Annotated in this window: 1 protein-coding gene; it reads left to right on the plus strand. The window is 73.3% G+C overall.

Translation table 11 applies throughout. The features are described 5' to 3' along the window. A complete protein-coding gene (locus ACIGWZ_RS10325) occupies positions 1–24027 on the plus strand; it encodes a non-ribosomal peptide synthase/polyketide synthase (protein WP_400062796.1) in 24027 nt (8008 codons plus the stop codon). Positions 24028–24029 lie beyond the last annotated feature (2 nt).

The raw sequence follows: 24029 nt of genomic DNA on the forward strand, positions 1-24029 counted from the left end.
ATGTCCCGTCGCGACGGTGACACCCTTCCCCTGACAGCGGCCCAGCGAGAGATCTGGCTCGCCGAGCAGCGCTCCCGGACGCCGATTCCGGGCTACCGCGTCGGCGAGTGCCTGGAGATCCACGGGCCGGTGGACCGGGAGCTGTTCGAGAGCGCGCTGCGCCGGGTGGTCGACGAGGTCGACGCCCTGCACGTGACCTTCGTCGACGACGCCGAGGGCCCGCGCCAGGTCTTCCGGCAGAGCTGGGACTGGGCTCCGGACCACCTCGACCTCAGCGGAGAGCCCGACCCCCGGGCGGCGGCCCTGGAATGGATGGAGCGGGACCTGCTGCGCCCGCTGGACCTCGCCCATGACCCGCTGTTCGGCCACGCGCTGATCAAGGCGTCGCCGACGGAGTACCTCTGGTACCTGAACTACCACCACGTGGTGCTGGATGCGATCAGCAGCTCCATGCTCCGGCAGCGGGTCGGCGAGGTGTACTCGGCACTGGCCGAGGGCGGCGCCGTGCCGCCCTGCCCGTTCGGCTCGCTGCGGGACCTGGTCGACAGCGACGCCGCCTACCGCGCCTCCACCGACTTCGCCGCCGACCGCGCCTACTGGACCGAGCGCTTCGCCGACCTGCCCGCCCCGACCCGGCTCACCGACACCTCCGCGACCGACCCGCACCGCGCCCTCCGGCTGGCCGAGGAGCGGGAACTGCGCCGCCCGGACGCCCTGCGGGCGGCGGCGGGACGTTCCGGCGTCCGGTGGTCCCGGCTGGTGGTCGCGGCGACGGCGCTTTACGCCCACCGGCTGACCGGCAACCAGGACGTGGTGCTCGCCCTGCCCGTCACCGCCCGTCGGGGCGCCGACCGGGACCTGACGGCGGTGCCGGGCACGATGTCCAACGTGGTGCCGCTGCGGCTGACGGTGCGGCCGGACATGCCGTGGCGCGAACTCGTCGCCCAGGCGGCGCGGGAGGTCGAGACGGCCGTCGCGCACGAGCGCTACCGCAGCGAGGACCTGCTGCGGGACCTCGGCGCCCCCGGCAGCATCGGGACGGCGTTCCCGCTGATCGTCAACATCATGGCCTTCAACTCCAGGCCGAGCTTCGCCGGACACCCGGCCTCCGTGCACCACTTCGTGTCCGGGTCGACCACCGACGTCGCCGTCTGGGTCTTCGACTACCGGGACGGCAACCCGCCGCTGCTCCGGCTGCACGGCTCGCCGGAGGCGTACGGCCCCGACGACCTCGCCGGCCACCAGCAGCGGCTGCTCGCGCTGCTGGACACCCTCGCGGACTGCGACCAGGACCAGCCGGTGGGCCGGATCGAACTGCTCACCGCCGAGGAGCGCCGCGAGCTGGCGGTGCTCGGCGCCGGGCCGGTGGCGCAGGCCCCGGCCACGAGCCTGCCGGAGCTGTTCCGGGAGCACGTCCGGGCGACTCCGGACCTGGTCGCGCTGGTGTGCGGCGACGTCTCGCTGACGTACGCGGAACTCGACGCGCGGGCCAACCGGCTGGCGCACGCCCTGATCGCCCGGGGAGCGGGCCCGGAGCGGCGGGTGGCGGTGGCCCTGCCGCGCTCGGCGGAGCTGGTGGTGGCGATCCTCGCGGTGCTGAAGACCGGGGCGGCATACGTGCCGGTCGACCCCGAGTACCCGACCGCCCGGATCGCGTACCTGCTCGACGACGCCCGGCCGGCCCTGCTGGTCACGGACTCCCGCAGCGAGGGGCGGCTGCCCGAGGCCGGGCCCTTCGACCGGCTGGTGCTCGACGACCCGGAGACGGCCGTTCTGGTGGCGGGTTGCCCGGCCGCCGACCCGATGGCGGCCGTCGATCCGAGTCACCCGGCGTACGTCATCTACACCTCCGGCTCCACCGGCAGGCCCAAGGGCGTGCTGGCGACCCACGGCGGCCTGCTCGACCTGTTCACCGACCTCCGGCAGGTGCACTTCGCGCCGCTGCTCAAGGAGCGGCAGCGGCTGCGGGTGGCGCTGACCACCTCGGTGTCCTTCGACGCCTCCTGGAACCAGCTGTCCGCCCTGTTCGGGGGCCACGAGCTGCACGTCCTGGAGCACGCTACCTGGACCGACCCAGACACCCTCGTCGGATACGCGGCGCGCTGCGGACTGGACTACATCGAAGCCACCCCGTCCTACCTCCAAGTGCTCGTCTCCCACGGGCTGCTGAGTGACCCGCAGTGGCACCCGGCACTGGTCGCAGCGGGCGGCGAGGCTGTCCCGGAGCGGCTGTGGGAGCAGTTGCGGGCGGCGGAGGGCGTGTCCTGCCTCAACCTCTACGGACCGTCCGAATGCACCGTCAACTCGGGTTTCGCACAAATGAGTTCGAGCCCACGCCCGGTGATCGGCCGACCGGTCACGAACGCCCGGCTGTACGTGCTCGACGGCGCCCTGCGGCCGCTGCCGACCGGTGTGGCGGGTGAGCTGTACATCGCGGGCGCGGGGCTGGCCCGGGGCTACCTGAACCGGCCGGGGCTGACCTCTGGGCGTTTCGTGGCGGACCCGTTCGGGCCGGGCGGTGGGCCCCTCCTGCCCGATGGCGGGCAAGGAGGGAGGATGTACCGCACCGGTGACCTGGTGCGGTGGGGCCCGGACGGGAACCTGGAGTTCCTCGGCCGCACCGACGACCAGGTCAAGATCCGCGGCTTCCGGATCGAACTCGGCGAGATCGAGGCCGTCCTTGCCGAGCACCCGCAGGTCGCCCGGGCCGCCGTGATGGTGCGCACCGAGGAGGAACCCCGGCTGATCGCCTACGCGGTGCCCGAGCCCGGCGCCACCGTGACCGGCACCGCCCTGCGCGACCACCTGCGGGACCGGCTGCCCCGACAGATGGTGCCGGCCGCGTACGTGCTGCTGGACGCGCTGCCTCTGACCCCGAACGGCAAGCTCGACCGGCGGGCCCTCCCGGCGCCCGAGCGACAGCCCGCCGCGCCTGGCCGCGCACCGCGCACCGCGACCGAGCACCTGCTCGTCGGGTTGTTCGCCGAGGTGCTCGGGGTGGCCGAGCCCGGGGTGGACGACAGCTTCTTCGACCTCGGCGGGCACTCCCTGCTGGCCACCCGGCTGGTCGCCCGGGCCCGCTCGATCCTCGGCGTGGAGCTGCGGCTCGGCGACCTGTTCGACGCGCCGACGGTGGCGGAACTGGCGGCGGCCGTAGATGTCGCGGGCCGGGCCCGTCCGGCGCTGGGGCGGCGCGAGCGGCCGGAGACCGTCCCGCTGTCCTTCGCGCAGCGCCGGTTGTGGTTCCTGCACCGCATGGAGGGCCCGAGCGCCACCTACAACATCCCGCTGACCCTACGACTGTCCGGGGGCCTGGACCAGCGGGCCCTGGAAGCCGCCCTGGGGGACGTGGTCGAGCGGCACGAGAGCCTGCGCACCGTCTTCCCGACGGTCGACGACGAGCCCTGCCAGCGGGTGCTGGACCCGGAGGAGGCCCGGCCGCGGCTACGGATGACCGAACTCGGCGAACGCGAGCTGCCGGAGCGGCTGGCGCAGGCGGCCCGGTACGGCTTCGACCTCGCCGAGGAACCGCCGCTGCACGCCGAACTCTTCCAGCTGGCGGCCGAGGAGCACGTACTGCTGCTGGTGGTGCACCACATCGCCGGTGACGGTTGGTCGATGGGGCCGCTCTCGCGGGACCTCACGGCCGCCTACGCGGCCCGCGCCGAGGGCACGAAGCCGGAGTGGTCGCCGCTGCCGGTCCAGTACGCCGACTACGCCCTCTGGCAGCGGGAGCTGCTCGGCGAAGGCTCTGACCCCGAGAGCCTGCTGAGCGGTCAACTGGGCTACTGGAGGGAGCAGTTGGCGGACCTGCCCGAGCAGGTCGAGCTGCCGTTCGACCGGCCCCGGCCGACGACGATGTCCTACCGGGGCTCCCATGTGCCGGTGCGGATCGACGCAGAGCTGCACCAGGGGCTGCGCGCGCTCGCCCGGGACGGCGGGGCCAGCCTCTTCATGGTGCTCCAGGCCGGGCTGGCCGCCCTCCTGGGAAAGCTGGGCGCGGGCACCGACGTACCCGTGGGCACGCCGATCGCCGGACGTACCGACGAGGCCGCGGACGAGCTGGTCGGCTTCTTCGTCAACACCCTGGTGCTGCGCACCGACCTCTCCGGCGACCCGTCGTTCACCGAACTGCTGGGCAGGGTACGCGCCGACGCGCTGGCCGCGTACGCACACCAGGACGTACCTTTCGAGCACCTGGTGGAGGCGCTGAACCCGGCCCGGTCGCTGGCGCACCACCCGCTGTTCCAGACCATGCTCGCGTTGCAGAACGCGCCCCTGGGCACGTTCGACCTGCCGCGGCTGCGGGTGGCGACCGACCTGGTCCACACCGGGACGGCCAAGTGCGACCTGACCTTCATCCTGGCCGAACAGCCAGGTGAGGGCGGCCTGTCGGGCGTGGTGGAGTACAGCACCGACCTGTTCGACGAGGTCACCGTGACCGGGATCGTCGAGCGGTGGCTGCGGCTGCTGCGCGCCGTCGTCGCCGACCCCGGCCGACGGATCGGACAGGTGGACGTGCTGTCCGCCGACGAGCTCCGCGCGCTGTTCCCGGCGCGTACCGACCGGAGCGAGGCACCGTCGGAGAGCAGCCTGACCGCGCTGTTCGAGCGGCAGGTACGGGCGGACCCGGCCGCCGTCGCCCTCACGGACGGCGAAGTCACCCTGACGTACGGGGAGTTGAACGCCCGCGCGAACCGGCTCGCGCACGCCCTGATCGACCGGGGGGTGGGCCCGGAGCGGCGGGTGGCGCTGGCCCTGCCGCGCTCGGCGGAGCAGGTCGTGGCGGTGCTCGCCGTGCTGAAGGCGGGCGGCGCCTACCTGCCGGTGGACCCGCTGTACCCGGCCGCCCGGATCGCCTACCTGCTCCAGGACGCCCGGCCCGCGCTCCTCGTGACCACGAGCCGGACCGGCGACCTGCCGGGCGCAGACCCGGTGGACCGGCTGCTGCTGGACACCGCCGACCTGGACGGGCTACCGGACACGGACCCGAAGATCCCCCTCGACCCCGGCCACGCCGCCTACGTCATCTACACCTCCGGCTCCACCGGCGACCCCAAGGGCGTGGTGGTCCCGCACCGGAACGTGGTGCGGCTGTTCGGCACCACCGAGAAGCTGTTCGGCTTCTCCGCCGAGGACGTCTGGACCCTCTTCCACTCCTACGCCTTCGACTTCTCGGTGTGGGAGCTGTGGGGTGCGCTGCTGTACGGCGGCCGCCTGGTGGTCGTGGACCACGAGACCAGCCGCTCGCCCCACCGGTTCCTGGACCTGCTCGCCCGTGAACGGGTGACGGTGCTCAACCAGACGCCGTCCGCCTTCTATCAGCTGATGCAGGCGGACGAGGAGGCACCGGAGACCGGCCGCTCGCTCGCCCTGGGCACCGTGGTGTTCGGCGGCGAGGCGCTGGAGCACGCCCGGCTGGCCAGTTGGTACGAGCGGCACCCGGACGACGCGCCGCGGCTGGTCAACATGTACGGCATCACCGAGACCACCGTGCACGTGACCTACGCCGCGCTCGACCGGTCCGACACCGCCGTCGGCCGGATCGGCGCGGCCATCCCCGACCTGCGCACGTACGTGCTGGACGCCCACCTGCGGCCGGTGCCTCCGGGAGTGCCCGGCGAGCTGTACGTCGCGGGCGCCGGCCTGGCGCGCGGTTACCTGAACCGGCCCGGTCTGACCGCCGGGCGCTTCGTGGCCGACCCGTTCGGACCACCGGGATCGCGGATGTACCGCAGCGGCGACGTGGTGCGCCGCGCGGCGGACGGCAGCCTGCGCTACGTCGGCCGGGCCGACCAGCAGGTGAAGGTGCGCGGCTACCGGATCGAGCTCGGCGAGGTCGAGGCGGCGCTCGCCGCGCACCCCGGCGTCGCCCAGGTCGCCGTCCTGGCGCGGCAGGACCGTGCCGACGACACCCGGCTGGTCGCGTACCTGGTGCCCGCCCCGGGTGGCGCCCCGCGCTCGGCAGAACTGCGCGAGCATCTGACAGAGCGGCTTCCGGAGTACATGGTTCCGTCGGCGTTCGTCGTGCTGGACGCGCTGCCGCTGACTGCCAACGGCAAGCTGGACCACCGGGCCCTGCCCGCCCCCGACCTCGCCCCGGCGGCCACCGCCCGCGCGCCGCGCACCCCGCAGGAGCAGATCCTGTGCGCGCTGTTCGCCGAGGTCCTGGGCGTGGCGTCGGCCGGCGTCGAGGACGGCTTCTTCGACCTGGGCGGGCACTCGCTGCTGGCCACCCGCCTGGCCGCCCGGATCCGCGCGACGCTCGGCGTGGAAATGCCGCTGCGCACCCTGTTCGAGGCGCCGACCCCGGCCGGCCTGGCCGCCGCCCTGGTGGCTGCCGGACCGGCGCAGGCCGCTCTGGCACGGCGCGAACGCCCCGAGGCAATCCCGCTGTCGTTCGCGCAGCGGCGGCTGTGGTTCCTGCACCAGTTGGAGGGCGCCGGCGCGAACTACCACATCTCCCTGGCCTGGCGGCTGTCCGGGGATCTGGATCGGCGGGCCCTGGAGTCCGCCGTGGCGGATGTGGTCGAGCGGCACGAGAGCCTGCGCACCGTCTTCCCGGCGGTCGACGGCGTGCCGTACCAGCAGGTGCTGGAGGTCGAGGCAGCCCGCCCGCGGCTGCTCGTCAGCCGGACCACTGAGTCCGAGCTGTCGAACGTCGTTGCGGAAGCGAAGGCTCGCCGGTTCGACCTGGCGGTCGATGTGCCCCTGCGCGCCGGGCTGTTCGAGCTGGCGGCGGACGAGCACGTGTTCCAGGTGGTGCTCCACCACATCGCGGGTGACGGCTGGTCGCTGGGCCCACTCGCGCAGGGCCTGACCGCCGCCTACGCGGCGCGCTGCCGCGGCGAGGCGCCGCAGTGGGCGGAGCTGCCGGTCCAGTACGCCGACTACACCCTGTGGCAGCACGAGCTGCTCGGCGACGCGGCCGACGGGGACAGCCTGTTCGCCCGCCAGGCGGCCTACTGGACCCGGCAGCTGGCCGAACTGCCCGAGCAGCTCCAGCTGCCCGGCGACCGGCCCCGCCCGGCGGTCGCCTCGCACCGGGGCGGTTCCGTGCGTGCCGGGCTGGACGCCGAGCTGCACCGCGGGCTGCGCGAACTCGCCCGCGCCCACGGCACCAGTCTTTTCATGGTGCTTCAGGCCGGGCTGGCAGTGCTGCTGAGCAAGCTCGGCGCGGGAGACGACATCCCGGTCGGCAGCCCGGTCGCGGGCCGGACCGACCAGGCGCAGGACGAGCTGGTCGGCTACTTCGTCAACACCCTGGTTTTCCGTACCGACACCTCAGGCGATCCGACGTTCGCCGAACTGCTGGGCCGGGTCCGGGAGACCGCGCTGGCCGGGTACGCCAACCAGGACCTTCCGTTCGAGTACCTGGTCGAGGCCCTCAACCCGGCCCGGTCGCTGGCGCACCACCCGCTGTTCCAGGTCATGCTGGTGCTACAGAACGCGCCCCGGGCCGACTTCGCGCCGCCCGGGCTGCGCGTCGGCGACATGCCGTCGACGTCGACCACCGCCAAGCTCGACCTGATCTTCACCATGTCCGAGCGGCACGCGCAGGACGGTACCCCGGAGGGGATCGACGGGTCCGTCGAGTACACCGGCGACCTGTACGACCCGGCCACCGTCGAGACGATGATCGAGCGGTGGGAGCGGCTGCTCCGCGCCGTGGTCGCCGACCCGCAGCTGCGGCTCAGCCGGTTCGGCCTGCTCACCTCCGAGGAGCACGGTGAGTTGACGGCGCTGGGTACCGGCCCGGCGGCCCAGGCCTTCACCGAGAGCCTGCCGGAGCTCTTCCGGGCTCAGGTGCGTGCGACTCCGGACGCCGTCGCGCTGGTGGGGCCGGAAGCATCGCTGACCTACGCGGAGTTGGACGCACGGGCGAACCGGCTGGCGCACGCTCTGATCGCCCGGGGTGCGGGGCCGGAGCGGCTGGTGGCGGTGGCGCTGCCGCGCTCGGCCCAGCTGGTGGTGACGATCCTCGCGGTGCTGAAGACCGGCGCCGCGTACGTTCCGGTCGATCCGGAGTACCCGGCCGCGCGGATCGCGTACATGCTCGACGACACCCGACCGGTCCTGGTGGTGACCGACACCCACACCCGGGGCCGGCTGCCGGACACCGGTCCCGCCGGATGGCTGGTGGCCGACGACCCGGAGACGACCGCGCTGGTGGTGGGGTGCCCATCGACGGACCCTGCGGTGGCCGTCGACCCGTGCCATCCGGCCTACGTCATCTACACCTCCGGTTCCACCGGCAGGCCCAAGGGCGTGGTGGCGACGCACGGTGGCTTGTCCAACCTGTTCGCCAACCAGTGTCCGCTGGTCTTCCGGACGGGGGAGCGGGTACGGATGGGGCTGACCACGTCGGTGTCGTTCGACGCCTCCTGCGACCAGATGTTCGCCCTGTACGCCGGCCACGAGCTGCACGTCCTGGACGAGGCGACCTGGACCGACCCGGATGCCTACCTCGAGTACGCGGCGCGGGCCGGGCTGGACACGGTCGGCGGTACCCCGTCCTACCTGCAAGTCCTTGTCGACCACGGCCTGTTGGACAACCCGCGGTGGCGTCCGTCGCTGGTCGGGCTGGGCGGGGAGACCGTTCCGGATCAACTGTGGGAACGGTTGCGGGCGGCCGACGGGGTGTTCGCCCTGAACTACTACGGGCCGGCCGAGTGCACGGTGGACTCGACCTTCGCACCGCTGGAGTCGAGTCCGCGCCAGGTGATCGGCCGCCCACTCGGCGGTGTCCGGTTGCACGTGCTCGACGCCGCCTTGGAGCCGGTGCCCGCGGGTGTGCCGGGCGAGCTGTACATCGCCGGTGCGGGGCTGGCGCGTGGCTACCTGAACCGGCCGGGCCTGACCGCGGGACGGTTCGTGGCGGACCCGTTCGGTCCCGGCGGTTCGCGGATGTACCGCACCGGTGACCTGGTGCGGTGGGGCTCGGACGGGAACCTGGAGTTCCTCGGCCGCATCGACGACCAGGTCAAGGTCCGGGGATTCCGGATCGAGCTCGGCGAGATCGAGGCGGCACTGGCGGAACACCCGCAGGTCGCGCAGGCCGCCGTGACCGTCCGGCAGGACCGGGCGGGGGACACCCGCCTGGTCTCCTACCTGGTGCCCGCCACCGGGGCGGAGCTTCGGCCGGAAGACCTGCGTGCGCACCTGCGCGAGCGGCTGCCCGACTACATGGTGCCGGCCGCGTTCGTCGCCCTTGACGTGCTGCCGCTGAACGCCAGCGGCAAGCTGGACCGGCGCGCACTGCCCGAGCCCGAGTACGCGGGGTCGCGGGCCGGCCGGGCCCCGCACACTCCTCAGGAACACGTGCTGGCCGGGCTGTTCGCAGAGGTGCTGGGCCTGCCTCAGGTCGGTGTCGACGACGACTTCTTCGACCTCGGCGGGCACTCCCTGCTGGCCACCCGGTTGGTGGCCCGGGTCCGTGCGGCCCTGGGCGTGGAACTGGCGCTGCGCACCCTGTTCCAGACCCCGACGGTGGCCGGGCTGGCCGCCGGGCTGGGCGGCGCGGACCGGGCCCGGCTCGCCCTGGGGCGGGCGGAGCGGCCCGTGGGGGCACCCCCGGGCGAAGGCTGGGGGATGGTGCCGCTGTCGTCCGCTCAGCGGAGGCTGTGGTTCCTGCGCCAGTTGGAGGGCGCCGACTCGGTCTACAACATGCCGCTCGCGTGGCGGCTCTCGGGGCCACTGGACCTGGCGGCCCTGGAGGCGGCGCTGGGCGACGTCGTCGACCGGCACGAAACCCTGCGCACGGTCTTCCCGGCCGTGGACGGAGTGCCCCACCAGCAGGTGCTGGCCACCGCAGAGGCGTGCCCGAGGCTGTCGGTCACCACGGCCGACGAGACGGTCCTGCCGGAACTGCTGGCGGGGGCCGCGGCGCGCGGATTCGACCTCGCGGCCGAACCGCCGCTGCGCGCCGAGGTGTTCGAAGTTTCGGCGGACGAGCACGTGCTGCTCCTGGTGATGCACCACATCGCCGGTGACGGCTGGTCGCTGGGCCCGCTGGCCGCCGACCTGGCTACCGCGTACGCGGCACGCCGCCAGGGCGAGGAACCGGGGTGGGCACCGCTGCCGGTGCAGTACGCCGACTACACCCTGTGGCAGCAGGAGCTGCTCGGCGACCCGGCCGACCAGGACAGCCTCTTCGCCCGCCAGCAGGCCTACTGGACCGAGCAGTTGGCAAACCTGCCGGAGCAGATCCGGCTCCCCGCCGACCGCCCCCGCCCCGCGACCCCCTCCTGCTCCGGCGGCCACCTCGCGATCGAACTGGACGCCGAACTGCACGCCGGGCTGATCCGGCTGGGCCGGGAGCACGGCGCCAGCGTGTACATGGTGCTGCAGGCCGCCCTGGCATCGCTGCTGGACAAGCTCGGCGCGGGAACGGACATCCCGGTCGGCAGCCTGATCGCGGGCCGGACCGACGAGGCCCTGGACGACCTCGTCGGATTCTTCGTCAACACCCTGGTGCTCCGCACGGACACCAGTGGCAACCCGACCTTCGCCGAACTGCTGGGCCGGGTCCGCGAGGGCGCGCTGGCCGCGTACGCGCACCAGGACCTGCCGTTCGAGCACGTCGTCGAGGCCCTCAACCCGTCCCGGTCGCTCGCCCGTCAGCCGCTGTTCCAGGTGCTACTCGCGCTGCAGAACGTGCCCCGCACCGAGTTCGCGCTGGACGGTCTGGCCGCTGAGATCGTCCTGGTGCGGACACCGACGGCGATGTTCGACCTCGGCTTCCACCTGCTGGAGCGCGGCGGCACCGGCGGGCCGGCCGAGGGCATCGTCGGGCGGGTCGAGTACAGCACCGACCTCTTCGACCCCGCCACGGTGGAGGCGCTGGTCGCCCGGTGGCTGCGTCTGCTGGCGTCGGTGGTCGCCGAACCGGACCGGCCGCTGAGCCGGATCGACGTCCTCACCGCCGAGGAACGGCACGAGCTGCTGGTCGTACGCAACGACACCGCGTGCCCAGCTGACGTCGCCGGCCTGCCGGCCCTGTTCGAGGCCCAGGTCCGGGCGACCCCGGACGCCCCGGCGGTGGTGTTCGAGGACACCGCACTGACCTACCGCGAGCTGAACCGCAGGGCCAATCGCCTGGCGCACGCGCTGATCGCCCGCGGGGCGGGGCCGGAGCAGGTCGTCGCCCTGCGGCTGCCGCGCTCCCCGGAGCTGGTGGTCGCCGTCCTCGCGGTCCTCAAGACAGGTGCGGCGTACCTGCCGGTCGACCCGGAGTACCCGGCGGCCCGCATCGCGTACATGCTGGACGACGCCCGGCCTGCCGTGGTGCTCGACGACCTCGCGGCCGTCACACCGGACGGAGACCTGCCGGAGCACGATCCGGCAGTCGTCGTGGACCCGCGGCACCCGGCCTACGTCATCTACACCTCGGGCTCCACCGGCCGGCCCAAGGCCGTGACGATGCCCGCCGCCGGGCTGTTGAACCTGCTGGCGTGGCACCACAGGGCCGTCGGTGGCGAACCCGGCACGCGTACCGCGCAGTTCACCGCGATCAGCTTCGACGTCTCGGTGCAGGAGATGCTCTCCGCGCTGCTGTACGGCAAGACCCTCGTGGTGCCGACCGAGGAGCAGCGCCGCAGCGCTGAGCTGTTCGCCCGGTGGCTGGACCGGCACGCGGTCGAGGAGCTGTTCGCGCCCAATTTGGTGGTCGAGGCGCTGGCCGAGGCCGCCGAGGAGGCCGGACTGGAACTGCCCAGCTTGCGGCTGGTCGCCCAGGCCGGTGAGGCGATGCGCCTCGGCGGTGCCGTGCGCCGCTTCCAGGCCCGGCGGCCCGGCCGGGTGCTGCACAACCACTACGGGCCCGCCGAGACGCATGTGATCACTGCCTACTCGCTGCCGGCCGATCCCGCCGACTGCCCGCTGCCGGTACCGATCGGCCGGCCGATCGCCAACTGTCAGGCATACGTGCTGGATTCGGCGCTGCGACCGGTCGCCCCCGGCGTGCTGGGTGAGCTGTACCTCGCCGGGGCGGGACTCGCCCGCGGCTATCTGAACCGGCCCGGGCTCACCGCCACGCGGTTCGTCGCCAACCCGTACGGTTCGGCCGGCGCGCTGATGTACCGCACCGGTGACCTGGTCCGCTGGCGCGCCGACGGCGAGCTGGAGTTCGCGGGCCGGGTGGACCATCAGGTGAAGGTCCGCGGGTTCCGGGTCGAGCCGGGTGAGATCGAGGCCGAGCTGGCTGCGCACCCGGGTGTCGCCCAGGTCGCGGTGCTCGCCCGGGAGGACCGGATCGTCGCGTACGTCGTCCCCCTGGCCCAGGCCGGGGCGACCTCGGCGGCGCTGACGGCGTACGTGCGCGACCGGGTGCCGGACCACCTGGTGCCGTCCGCGTTCGTGCTGCTGGATGTGCTGCCGCTGACGCCGAACGGGAAGCTGGACCGGGCGGCGCTGCCCGCGCCCGAGTCGGTGGCCACGGCGACGGGCCGGGCGCCGCGCACGCCGCAGGAGCAGATCCTGTGCGAGCTGTTCGCCGAGGTGCTGGGCGTGCCGCGGGTCGGTGTCGACGACGGCTTCTTCGACCTGGGCGGGCATTCCCTGCTCGCCACCCGGCTGGTCTCGCGGGTCCGGGCGACCCTCGGCGTCGAGCTGGAACTGCGCAGCCTGTTCCAGGCGCCGACGCCCGCCGGGCTCGCGGCCTGGCTGAACAACGCCGGCACCGCGCGGCAGGCCCTGGTACCCCGGCCCCGCCGCGATCCGATGCCGCTGTCGTTCGCGCAGCGCCGGCTCTGGTTCCTCCAGCAGTTCGGGGCGCCGAGCGCGACCTACCACATGCCGCTCGCCCTGCGGCTGTCCGGCGACCTCGACCGGGCCGCGCTGAGCGCCGCGCTCGCGGACGTGGTGGCCCGGCACGAGACCCTGCGCACGGTCTTCCCGCACACCGCCGGAGTCCCGTACCAGCGGGTGCTGGACGCCGGCGAGGCCGCCGTCCCGCTGACCGTGCGCGCGGCCGGCGAGGCGGAGGTGCCCGCCCTGCTGCGCGAGGCGGCGGTACGGGCGTTCGACCTGACCTCGGAAGTACCGCTGCGGGCGGAGCTGTTCGCGCTCGCGCCGGACGAGCACGTGCTGCTGCTGGTGATGCACCACATCGTCGGGGACGGCTGGTCCATGGGCCCGCTGGCCCGTGACCTGGCCACCGCCTACACCACCCGGCAGGGCGGTGGGGCTCCGGCATGGCCGCCGCTGCCGGTCACCTACGGCGACTACACCCTGTGGCAGCACGAGATCCTCGGCGACGAGCACGACACGGACAGCGTGTTCGCCCGCCAGGTCACCTACTGGACCGAGGCGCTGGCCGGGCTGCCCGAGCAGCTGCAGCTGCCTGCCGACCGACCGCGCCCGGCCACCATGTCGTACGGCGGCGACCTGCTGGAACTCCGGATCGACGCCGAACTGCACGCGGCACTGGTGGAGTTGGCCCGAAGGTCGGGTGCCACCCTGTTCATGGTGCTGCAGGCCGCGCTCGCCGCGCTGTACACGCGGCTGGGCGCGGGCACGGACATCCCGATCGGGTCTCCGATCGCGGGGCGTACCGACGAGGCGCTGGACGATCTGGTCGGGTTCTTCATCAACACGCTGGTGCTGCGCACCGACACCAGCGGTGATCCGAGTTTCGCCGAGCTGCTGGGGCGGGTGCGGGAGACGGCGCTGTCGGCGTTCGCGCACCAGGACGTGCCGTTCGAGCACCTGGTGGAGGCGCTGAACCCGTCCCGCTCGCTGTCGCACCACCCGCTGTTCCAGACCGGGCTGGTCGTACAGAACGCGCCGGGCGGCGACTTCGAGCTGCCGGGTCTCCAGGTCTCCGGGGTGACCGTGCTCACCGGGACCGCTCGGCTCGACCTGACCTTCGGGTTCGCGGAGGAGTACGGGCCCGACGGCACGCCGGCCGGGCTCAGTGGCGCGGTCGAGTACAGCACCGACCTGTTCGACCGCTCGACGGTCGAGGCCCTGGTCGCCCGGTGGACCAGGCTGCTGACCGCGGTCGCCGCCGCGCCCGACCGGCCGATCGGCGGGATCGACCTGCTGTCCGCCGAGGAGCGCCTCGAGCTGCTGCCCGCCGTCCAGGACGGGGCGGCCGGGGTGAGCCTGCCGGAGCTGTTCGCGGCGCAGGTGACTGCGACGCCGGACGCGGTCGCGCTCGTCTGCGGTGATGCCGAGGTGACGTACCGTCAACTCGACGCTCGGGCCAACCGGTTCGCGCATGCGCTGATGGCTCGGGGTGTGGGTCCGGAGCAGGTCGTGGCCGTGGCCCTGCCGCGGTCGGTGGAGTCGGTGGTGGCGGTCCTGGGTGTGCTGAAGGCCGGGGCCGCGTACCTCCCGGTGGATCCGGCGTACCCGCAGGCGCGGATCGCGTTCATGCTGGACGACGCGCGGCCCACGGTGGTGATCGACGAGCCGGCGACAGTGACCGAAGGAAACTGGCCGGACACCGACCCGCAGACCGCGCTCGACGCCCGGCACCCGGCATACGTGATCTACACCTCAGGTTCGACGGGTCGGCCCAAGGGCGTCGTGGTGAGCCACACCGGCGTGGCGGGCCTGGTGGCGGAGCAAGTCCAACGGCTCGGTGTGACGCCGGGCAGCCGGGTGCTCCAGTTCGCCTCGCCCAGCTTCGACGCGTCCTTCTGGGACCTGTGCAGCGCCCTGCTCACCGGTGCCGCCCTCGTCCTGGCCCCGTCCGAGGCCCCGCTGGAGGCCCTGATGGACCGCCGGCTCGACGTCACGCATGTGACCCTGCCGCCCTCGGCCCTGGCCGCGCTGGAGAGCGCCGACCTCACGGCCACCACCCTGGTGGTGGCGGGTGAGGCCTGCGCGCCGGAGCTGGTGGCCCGGTGGGCGCCGGGCCGTCGGATGATCAACGCGTACGGTCCGACGGAGACGACGGTGTGCGCGACGATGAGCGACCCCCTCTCACCGGGGCCGGGCGTGCCGCCGATCGGCCGACCGGTCGCGGGTTTCCGGGCATACGTGCTGGACGAGCGCCTGCGCATCGTGCCGCCGGGAGTGGCGGGTGAGTTGTACGTCGCGGGCCCGGGTCTGGCACGCGGGTACTTGAACCGGCCGGGACTGACGGCCGGGCGATTCATCGCCTGCCCGTTCGCCACGGACGGCGAACGCATGTACCGCACCGGCGACCTGGTGCGCCGACGCGCCGACGGTGAGCTGGAGTACATCGGCCGCACCGACCAGCAGGTGAAGGTGCGCGGCTTCCGCATCGAGCTCGGCGAGATCGAGGCCGCCCTGGCCGAACACCCCGCCATCGCCCAGACCGCCGTCCTCGCCCAGGACGACCGGCTCGTCGGCTACGTGGCAGCGCGTCCCGACGCGGTCGTACGCCCGGTGGAACTGACGGCGTATCTGCGCGACCGCCTGCCCGACTATCTGGTGCCGTCGGCCTTCGTCCCGCTGGATGTGCTGCCGTTGACGCCGAACGGGAAGCTGGACCGGGCGGCGCTGCCCTCGCCCGAGTCGGTGACCACGACGACGGGCCGGGCGCCGCGCACGCCGCAGGAGCAGATCCTGTGCGAGCTGTTCGCCGAGGTGCTGGGCGTGCCGCGGGTCGGGGTCGACGACGACTTCTTCGACCTGGGCGGGCACTCCCTGCTCGCCACCCGGCTGGCCGCGCGGGTGCGCTCGGTGCTCGGTGCGGAGCTGGGGCTGCGGGCGATGTTCCTGGCGCCCACCGTGGCCGGTCTGGCCGAGGCGCTGGCCGAGGCCGGCCGCGTACGCCCGGCGCTGACGGCGCGCGTGCGGCCGGAAGCGGTACCGCTCTCCTTCGCCCAGCGCCGGCTCTGGTTCCTGCACCGCATGGACGGCACCGCCGCGACGTACCACATCCCGCTGGCGCTCCAACTGACCGGAACGCTCGACCGGGCGGCGCTGGACGAGGCGCTGGCCGACGTGGTGGCCCGGCACGAGAGCCTGCGAACGGTGTTCCCGGAGGCCGACGGCGTACCCTGCCAGCTCATCCTGGACCCGGCCGAGACCCGGCCCCGGGCGCGGCTGACCGAGGTGTCGGAGGCCGAACTGTTCGCGCGGCTCGCCGAGTTCACCCGACGGCCCTTCGACCTGGAGGCCGAAGCGCCGCTGCGGGCGGAGCTGTTCGCACTCGCGCCGGACGAGCACGTGCTGCTGCTGGTGATGCACCACATCGCCGGTGACGGCTGGTCCACCGGCCCGCTGGCCCGCGACCTGGCCGAGGCGTACGCAGCGCGGTGCGAGGGCCGCGCGCCGCACTGGCGGGCCCTGCCGGTGCAGTACGCCGACTACACGCTGTGGCAGCGCGACCTGCTCGGCGACGCCGGGGACCCGGAGAGCCGATTCGCCGAACAACTCGACTACTGGAAACAGCAGTTGGCCGACCTGCCGGAGCTGCTCCAGCTGCCCGCCGACCGGCCGAGGCCGGCCGTCGCCGGCTGGCACGGGGACCACGTCGGCCTGGAGCTGAGCCCCGAACTGCACGCCGCTCTGGTGGAGTTGGCCCGAAAGTCGGGTGCGAGCCTGTTCATGGTGCTGCAGGCGGCGTTGGCGGCGCTGTACACGCGGCTGGGTGCGGGCACGGACATCCCGATCGGGTCTCCGATCGCGGGGCGTACGGACGAGGCGCTGGACGATCTGGTCGGGTTCTTCGTGAACACGCTGGTACTGCGCACCGACACGAGCGGTGATCCGAGTTTCGCCGAGCTGCTGGGGCGGGTGCGGGAGACGGCACTGTCGGCGTACGCGCACCAGGACGTGCCCTTCGAGCACCTGGTGGAGGCGCTCAACCCGTCCCGCTCGCTGTCGCACCACCCGCTGTTCCAGACCATCCTGGCCGTGCAGAACGCGCCGATGGGCCGATTCTCCCTGCCCGGTCTGGACGTCGCCACCTACGCGGTGGCCACCGGAACCGCCAAGTTCGACCTCGGTGTGAGTCTCGTCGAACAGTTCGGTCCGGACGGCAGCCCGGCGGGGATCGTCGGCGCGGTGGAGTACGCCACCGACCTGTTCGACCGGGATACGGTCGCCGCCCTCGCCCGGCGCTGGACGCTCCTGCTGGAGGCGGTCACCGCCGACCCGGACCGGTCGATCGGACGGATCGAGCTCCTCGACGCCGACGAGCGGCACCGTTTGCTGGAGCGGGGCAACGCGACCGCCCGCGAGGTGGCGGCCGTCCCGGTGCCGCAGGCGTTCGCGGCACAGGTCGCGTCGACCCCGGACGCCCTCGCGCTGGTGTGCGGCGACGCCGAGTTGACGTACCGGCAGCTGAACGCCCGGGCGAACCGGTTCGCGCACGCGCTGATCGCCCGGGGCGTCGGCCCGGAGCAGACCGTGGCCGTGGCCCTGCCGCGCTCGGTGGAGTCCGTGGTGGCCGTCCTGGGCGTACTGAAGGCCGGGGCCGCGTACCTGCCCGTGGATCCGGCGTACCCGCCGGCGCGGATCGCGTACATGCTGGACGACGCCCGGCCGGCCCTGATGGTCGACGACCCGGCGCTGGTGACCGAGGTGTCCGCCTGGCCGGACACCGATCCCGTGGTCGCGCTCGACGTCCGGCACCCGGCCTACGTGATCTACACCTCGGGCTCGACCGGCCGCCCCAAGGGCGTCGTGGTCGGCCACGGCGGCGTCGCGAGCCTGGTCGCCGCACAGATCGAGCGGTTCGCGATCGAACCCGACAGCCGGGTGCTCCAGTTCGCCTCGCCCAGCTTCGACGCCTCGGTGTCGGAGATCTACACCGCCCTGCTGCGCGGCGCGGCCCTGGTGCTGCCCCCGACGGCGGACCCGGTCGCCGCGCTGACCGACCGGGACCTCGCGGTCACCCACGTGACCGTGCCCCCGTCAGTCCTCGCCACCGTGCCGGACGGCTCGGTGCAGGTGTCGACACTGGTGGTGGCGGGTGAGGCGTGCCCGCCGGAACTGGTGGACCGCTGGGCACCGGGCCGTCGGATGATCAACGCGTACGGTCCGACGGAGACCACGGTGTGCGCAACCATGAGTGACCCGCTGTCCCCGGCGGAGGGCGTCCCGCCGATCGGCCGTCCGATCGCCAACACCCGGGTGTACGTCCTGGACGAGCGGCTGCGGCCGGTGCCGACGGGCGTGGCGGGGGAGCTGTACGTCGCGGGCGCGGGACTGGCGCGCGGCTACCTGAACCGGCCGGGCCTGACGGCCGGACGGTTCGTCGCCTGCCCGTTCGGCGCCGGTGAGCGCATGTACCGCACCGGAGACCTGGTGCGCTGGCTGGGCGACGGCGAGCTGGAGTACGTCGGTCGTGCCGACGACCAGGTGAAGGTGCGCGGCTTCCGGGTCGAGCCCGGCGAGGTCGAGACGGCCCTGGCCGAGCACCCCGCCGTCGCCCAGGCCGCCGTCCTCGCACAGGACGACCGGCTCGTCGGCTACGTCGTCCCGCGCCAGGACGAGGTCCGGGACAGTGGCCTGGAAGCGGACCACGTGGGCGAGTGGCAGGACATCTACGACGCCTTGCCCATCACCCCCGGGGAAGCCGACTTCGGCCAGAACTTCGTCGGCTGGAACAGCAGCTACGATGCGAGCCCGATCCCGGTCGAGCAGATGCGGGAGTGGCGGGACGCCACCGTGGCCCGCATCCTGGCCCTGTGCCCCCGCCGAGTGCTGGAGGTCGGCGTCGGCACCGGACTGCTGCTCTCGCAGATCGCACCGCACTGTGAGACCTATTGGGCGACGGACTTCTCCGCCACGGCGGTCGACGCGCTGACCGCGCAGGTCGCCCGGCAGGACGGCCTGGCCGAGCGTGTGGTGCTGCAGACCCGCCCGGCGCACGACACCGAGGGCCTGCCGGCCGGGTGGTTCGACACCATCGTGATCAACTCGGTGGTGCAGTACTTCCCGTCCGCCGACTACCTCGCTGACGTGATCGGGAAGCTGATGCGGCTGCTCGCCCCCGGCGGCACGCTCTTCGTCGGCGACGTCCGCAACCTGCGGCTGCTGCGCCCGCTGGCCACCGCGGTCCAGCTGCACCGCACCGGTGTCGACGGCGACCTCGCGGCGGTGCGCCCCGCGGTGGAGCAGGCCGTCAGGGTGGAGAAGGAACTGCTGGTCGACCCGGACTTCTTCACCGTCCTGCGGGAGTACGGCACGGACATCGGCGCGGTGGCCGTGGAGGTCAAGCGCGGCCGTCACCACAACGAACTGACCCGCTACCGCTACGACGTGACGTTGCACAAGGCCCCGGTTGTTCCGGCGGCCCCGGGCGAGACGGTCGACCTGGAGTGGGGACGCCGGCTCGCGGGACTGGCCGAGCTGCGCGAACTCCTCGCCCAGCCGCCCGCTGACGTGCTGCGGATCACCGGAGTGCCGAACCGTCGGGTGCTGCGCGAGGCCGCCCTTTCCCGGGCGGTGCAGAACGGCGAAGGTTCGCTCACCGAGCTGCTGGAGCGGCTGCACGGCCCGGAGGAGAGCGACCTCCCCGACCCGGAGGACTTCCGGGCCATCGGGCTGGAGTTCGACCGCTGGGTGGGCGTCACCTGGTCGGCCACCGCGGCCGACGCCTTGGACGTCGTCTTCGCCGATCCGCGGGCGCATCACGGCTCCCCGGTCGAGCCGTACCGTTCGGCCCGGACCACCAGCAGGCCGCTGTCGTCGCTGACCAACCGCCCGACCGGAAGCCGGGGCACCGGCGCCCTCATCGGCGAGCTCCGTGCATGGCTGCGCGGGCGACTGCCCGACTACCTGATCCCGTCGGCGTTCGTGGCGCTGGAGACGTTGCCGCTGACGGCCAGCGGCAAGCTCGACCGCCGCGCGCTGCCCGCGCCCGACCTCGGCCAGGCCGGAGCCGGGCGGGCGCCGCGCACTCCGCAGGAACAGCTCCTCGCCGAGTTGTTCGCCGAGGTGCTCGGCCTGACCCAGGTCGGCGTCGAGGACAGCTTCTTCGACCTGGGCGGACACTCACTGCTGGCGACCCGCCTGGCCTCCCGCGTCCGGGCGACCCTCGGCGCGGAGCTCGAAGTCCGGGCGCTGTTCGAGACGCCGACCGTGGCCGGACTGGCGGCCCGCCTCGACGGCTCCGGCACGGCGCGGCCCGCGCTGACCAGCCAGCCGCGACCCGAACGCGTGGAGCTGTCGTTCGCCCAACGCCGCCTGTGGTTCCTGCACCGGATGGACGGGCCGAGCGCCACCTACAACATGCCGCTCGCGCTGAGCCTGACCGGCGAACTCGACCGCCCGGCCCTGCATGCCGCGCTCGCGGACGTGATCGCCCGGCACGAGAGCCTGCGCACGGTCTTCCGCGAGACGGACGGCGTGCCGTACCAGGTCGTGCTGAGTGCTTCGCACGCGCGCCCGGAGCTGCCGGTGGTCGAGCTCGACGAGAGCCGGCTGGCCGAGCGGCTGGCGCAGACGGCCCGGCGAGGCTTCGACCTGGCGGCGGAGCCGCCGGTCCGGGCGGAGCTGTACGCCCTCGCGCCCGACCGGCACGTGCTGCTGGTCGTGGTGCACCACATCGCCGCCGACGGCTGGTCGATGGGGCCGCTCTCCGGCGACCTCGCGGCCGCCTACACGGCGCGCTGCCGTGGCGAGGAGCCGCAGTGGTCCCCGCTGCCGGTGCAGTACGCCGACTACACCTGCTGGCAACGCGACCTGCTCGGCATCGCCGCCGACCCGGACAGTCTGTTCGCCCGGCAGCTGGCCTACTGGAAGGACGAGCTGGCGGGAATTCCGCAGCAGGTGCAGCTGCCCGCCGACCGGCCCCGGCCGCCGGTGGCCTCCCAGCTGGGCAGCCGGGTCGTGGTCCGGCTGGATCCCGAACTGCACCAGGCACTGCGGGAGCTGGCCGCCGCGCGCGGCGCCAGCATGTTCATGGTGCTCCAGGCCGGCCTCGCCGCGCTGCTCACCCGGCTCGGCGCCGGCACCGACATCCCGATCGGCAGCCCGATCGCCGGCCGTACCGACCAGGCACTGGACGACCTCGTCGGCTTCTTCGTCAACACGCTGGTGCTGCGCACCGACACGAGCGGCGACCCTGGTTTCGCCGAACTGCTCGACCGGGTGCGGCAGAAGGCGCTCGCCGCCTACGACCACCAGGACGTGCCGTTCGAGTACCTGGTCGAGGTGGTCAATCCGGCCCGGTCGCTGTCGCACCACCCGCTGTTCCAGATCATGCTGGCCCTGCAGAACGCGCCGGTGGGCGAGTTCACGCTGCCGGGGCTGGAGACCGGCCACCTGGAGGCGTCGACCGGGACCTCGCGGGTCGACCTGACGTTCAGCCTGGCCGAGCAGTTCCGCCCGGACGGTCCCCCTGGGCCTGGCGGCCCGGGAGGTGCCCCCAGCCCCGACGGCCTGGTCGGCGCGGTGGAGTACGCCACCGACCTGTTCGACCCGGCCACCGTGGAGCTGCTGTTCGAGCGCTGGGCACGGCTGCTGCGCGCGGCGGTCGCCGACCCCGGCCGTCCGATCGGCCGGATCGACATCATGTCGGACGAGGAACGCCGCCGGCTGCTGTCCCGGTCCACCGGCGCCGCGGTCGAGCTGCCCGAGGCCGCGCTGCCTGAGCTGTTCGCCCGCCAGGTGCGTGCCACCCCGGACGCGGTGGCTGTCGTGGCGGGCGCCACCGAGCTGACCTACCGGGAACTCGACCAGCGGTCCAACCGCCTCGCGCGGGCACTGATCCGTCAGGGCGTACGACTGGAGACACCGGTCGCGGTGCTGCTGGACCGCTCGGCGGAGCTGGTCGTGGCACTTCTGGCGATCATCAAGGCGGGCGGCGCCTACGCGCCCCTCGACTCACGCTTCCCGCAATCCCGGATCGACCTGATCCTCCAGGAGGCCGGGGCCGCCCTGGTGCTCACCGAGGAGGTGCTGACCGCGTTGATCTCGGGTGAGCCCGACTCGTCCGACATCGAAGTACGCTGCGATCAGCGGCAGTTGGCGTACGTCATGTACACCTCCGGCTCGACCGGCCGGCCGAAGGGCGTGGCCGTCACCCACCGCGATGTGGTGGGCCTCGCGCTGACCCCCGAATGGCACGGCGGCGGACACGAGCGGGTGCTGATGCACTCCCCGACCGCCTTCGACCTCTCGACCTACGAGCTGTGGGTGCCGCTGCTGGGCGGTGGCCGGGTCGTGGTCGCACCCCCTGAGCGGCTCGACCTCGACCTGCTGCAGCACACGATCAGTACGCACGGGGTGACCGGACTGTGGCTGACGGCTGGCCTGTTCCGCCTGGTCGCCGAGGAACGGCCGGGCCTGCTCGCAGGGGTCCGCGAGGTGTGGACCGGCGGTGACGTGGTCTCCCCGACCGCCGTCGCCCGGGTGCTGGCAGCCTGCCCCGGCATCGAGGTGGTCAACGGCTACGGGCCCACCGAGGCCACGACCCTGGCCACCTGCCACCCGGTGCACACCCTCCCCGAGCACGCCGCGACCGTGCCGATCGGCGGGCCGATGGCGAACATGCGCGCCTACGTGCTGGACGACCACCTGCGGCCGGTGCCCATGGGCCTGGCCGGCGAGTTGTACCTGGCGGGGACGGGCGTGGCCCGCGGATACCTCGGCCGACCCGGCCTGACGGCGGAGCGCTTCACCGCTGACCCGTACGGGCCGCCCGGGAGCCGGATGTACCGCACCGGCGACCTGGCGTGGCGGCAGGCCGACGGCACACTGGAGTTCGCCGGACGGACCGACCACCAGGTCAAGCTCCGCGGCCTGCGGATCGAGCCCGGTGAGATCGAGGCGATCCTCGCGAGCTGCCCGGGCGTCGCCCAGGCGGCCGTCGTCGCCCGCGAGGACCGGCCCGGCGACAAGCGGCTGGTCGCCTATCTGGTGCCCGCTCCCGAGGGTGCGCCCGAGGCGGGCGAGCTCTCCGGGCGACTACGCCGTGAACTGCCCGAGTACATGGTGCCGTCGGCGTTCGTCACCCTGGACACACTGCCGTTGACCGCCAACGGCAAGCTGGACCGGGCCGCCCTGCCCGCCCCCGAGTACGGGGCGTCGGGCGCCGGGCGCGGCCCCCGGACGCCGCGGGAGCAGCTGCTGTGCGGCCTCTTCGCCGAGGTCCTCGGCCGGGAGCAGGTGGACATCGACGACAACTTCTTCGATCTGGGCGGGCACTCGCTGCTGGCCGCTCGCCTGGCCTCCCGCGTCCGCGAGACCCTCGGCCTGGAGCTGGGCCTGCGCATGCTGTTCGAGGCGCCGACCGTGGCCGGTCTCACCGAGCGCCTGGTCATGGACGACCCCGACGACGCGTTGGACGTGGTGCTGCCGCTGCGTTCGACCGGGACCGGCACGCCGCTGTTCTGCATCCATCCCGGCGGCGGCATCAGCTGGTCGTACAGCGGGCTCCTGAACCACATCGGTCCCCAGCACCCGGTCTACGCGATCCAGGCGCGCGGCCTCGGCCGCCCCGAGCCCCTGCCGATGTCCTTCGAGGAGATGGCGTCGGACTACGCCGACCAGATCCGCAAGATCCAGCCCGAGGGCCCGTACCTGCTGCTCGGCTGGTCCGCCGGCGGGCTGATCGCCCACGCGATCGCCTGCGAGCTGCAGGCACGTGGCGAGCGGACCGCGCTGCTGGCCATCCTCGACGCCTACCCGGTGAAGGACGTGCAGTTCGAGGAGATGCCCGTGCCCACCGAGCGGGACGTGCTCGTCGGGGTGCTCGACGTCGACCCGGACGAGCTGGGCGACCGGGAGCTGACCTACGGCGAGGTCGCCGAGGTCCTGAACCGGCGGGGCAGCGCGCTGCAGGGCCTGACGGAGCAGCAGATCGAGGTCATCGTCCACATCATGATCAACAACGCGAAGCTGGCGGTCGACTTCGTCCCCGCCAGGTTCGACGGCGACCTGCTGCTGTTCAACTCCACGATCGACCGCGGCGGGGACGACGCCGGGCCCGCGACCTGGCGCCCGTACGTCGCCGGCCGGATCGAATCACACGAGATCACCACCCGGCACAACCGGATGACCGAAGCCGGCTCGCTGGCCCAGATCGGACCGATCCTGGCCGCCCGTCTCGCCGAGGCCACCGGTGACACACCCCTTTCCCACCAGGAGGACTGACC

Source organism: Streptomyces sp. NPDC053427 (assembly GCF_044544985.1).
Classification (GTDB): Bacteria; Actinomycetota; Actinomycetes; order Streptomycetales; family Streptomycetaceae; genus Streptomyces.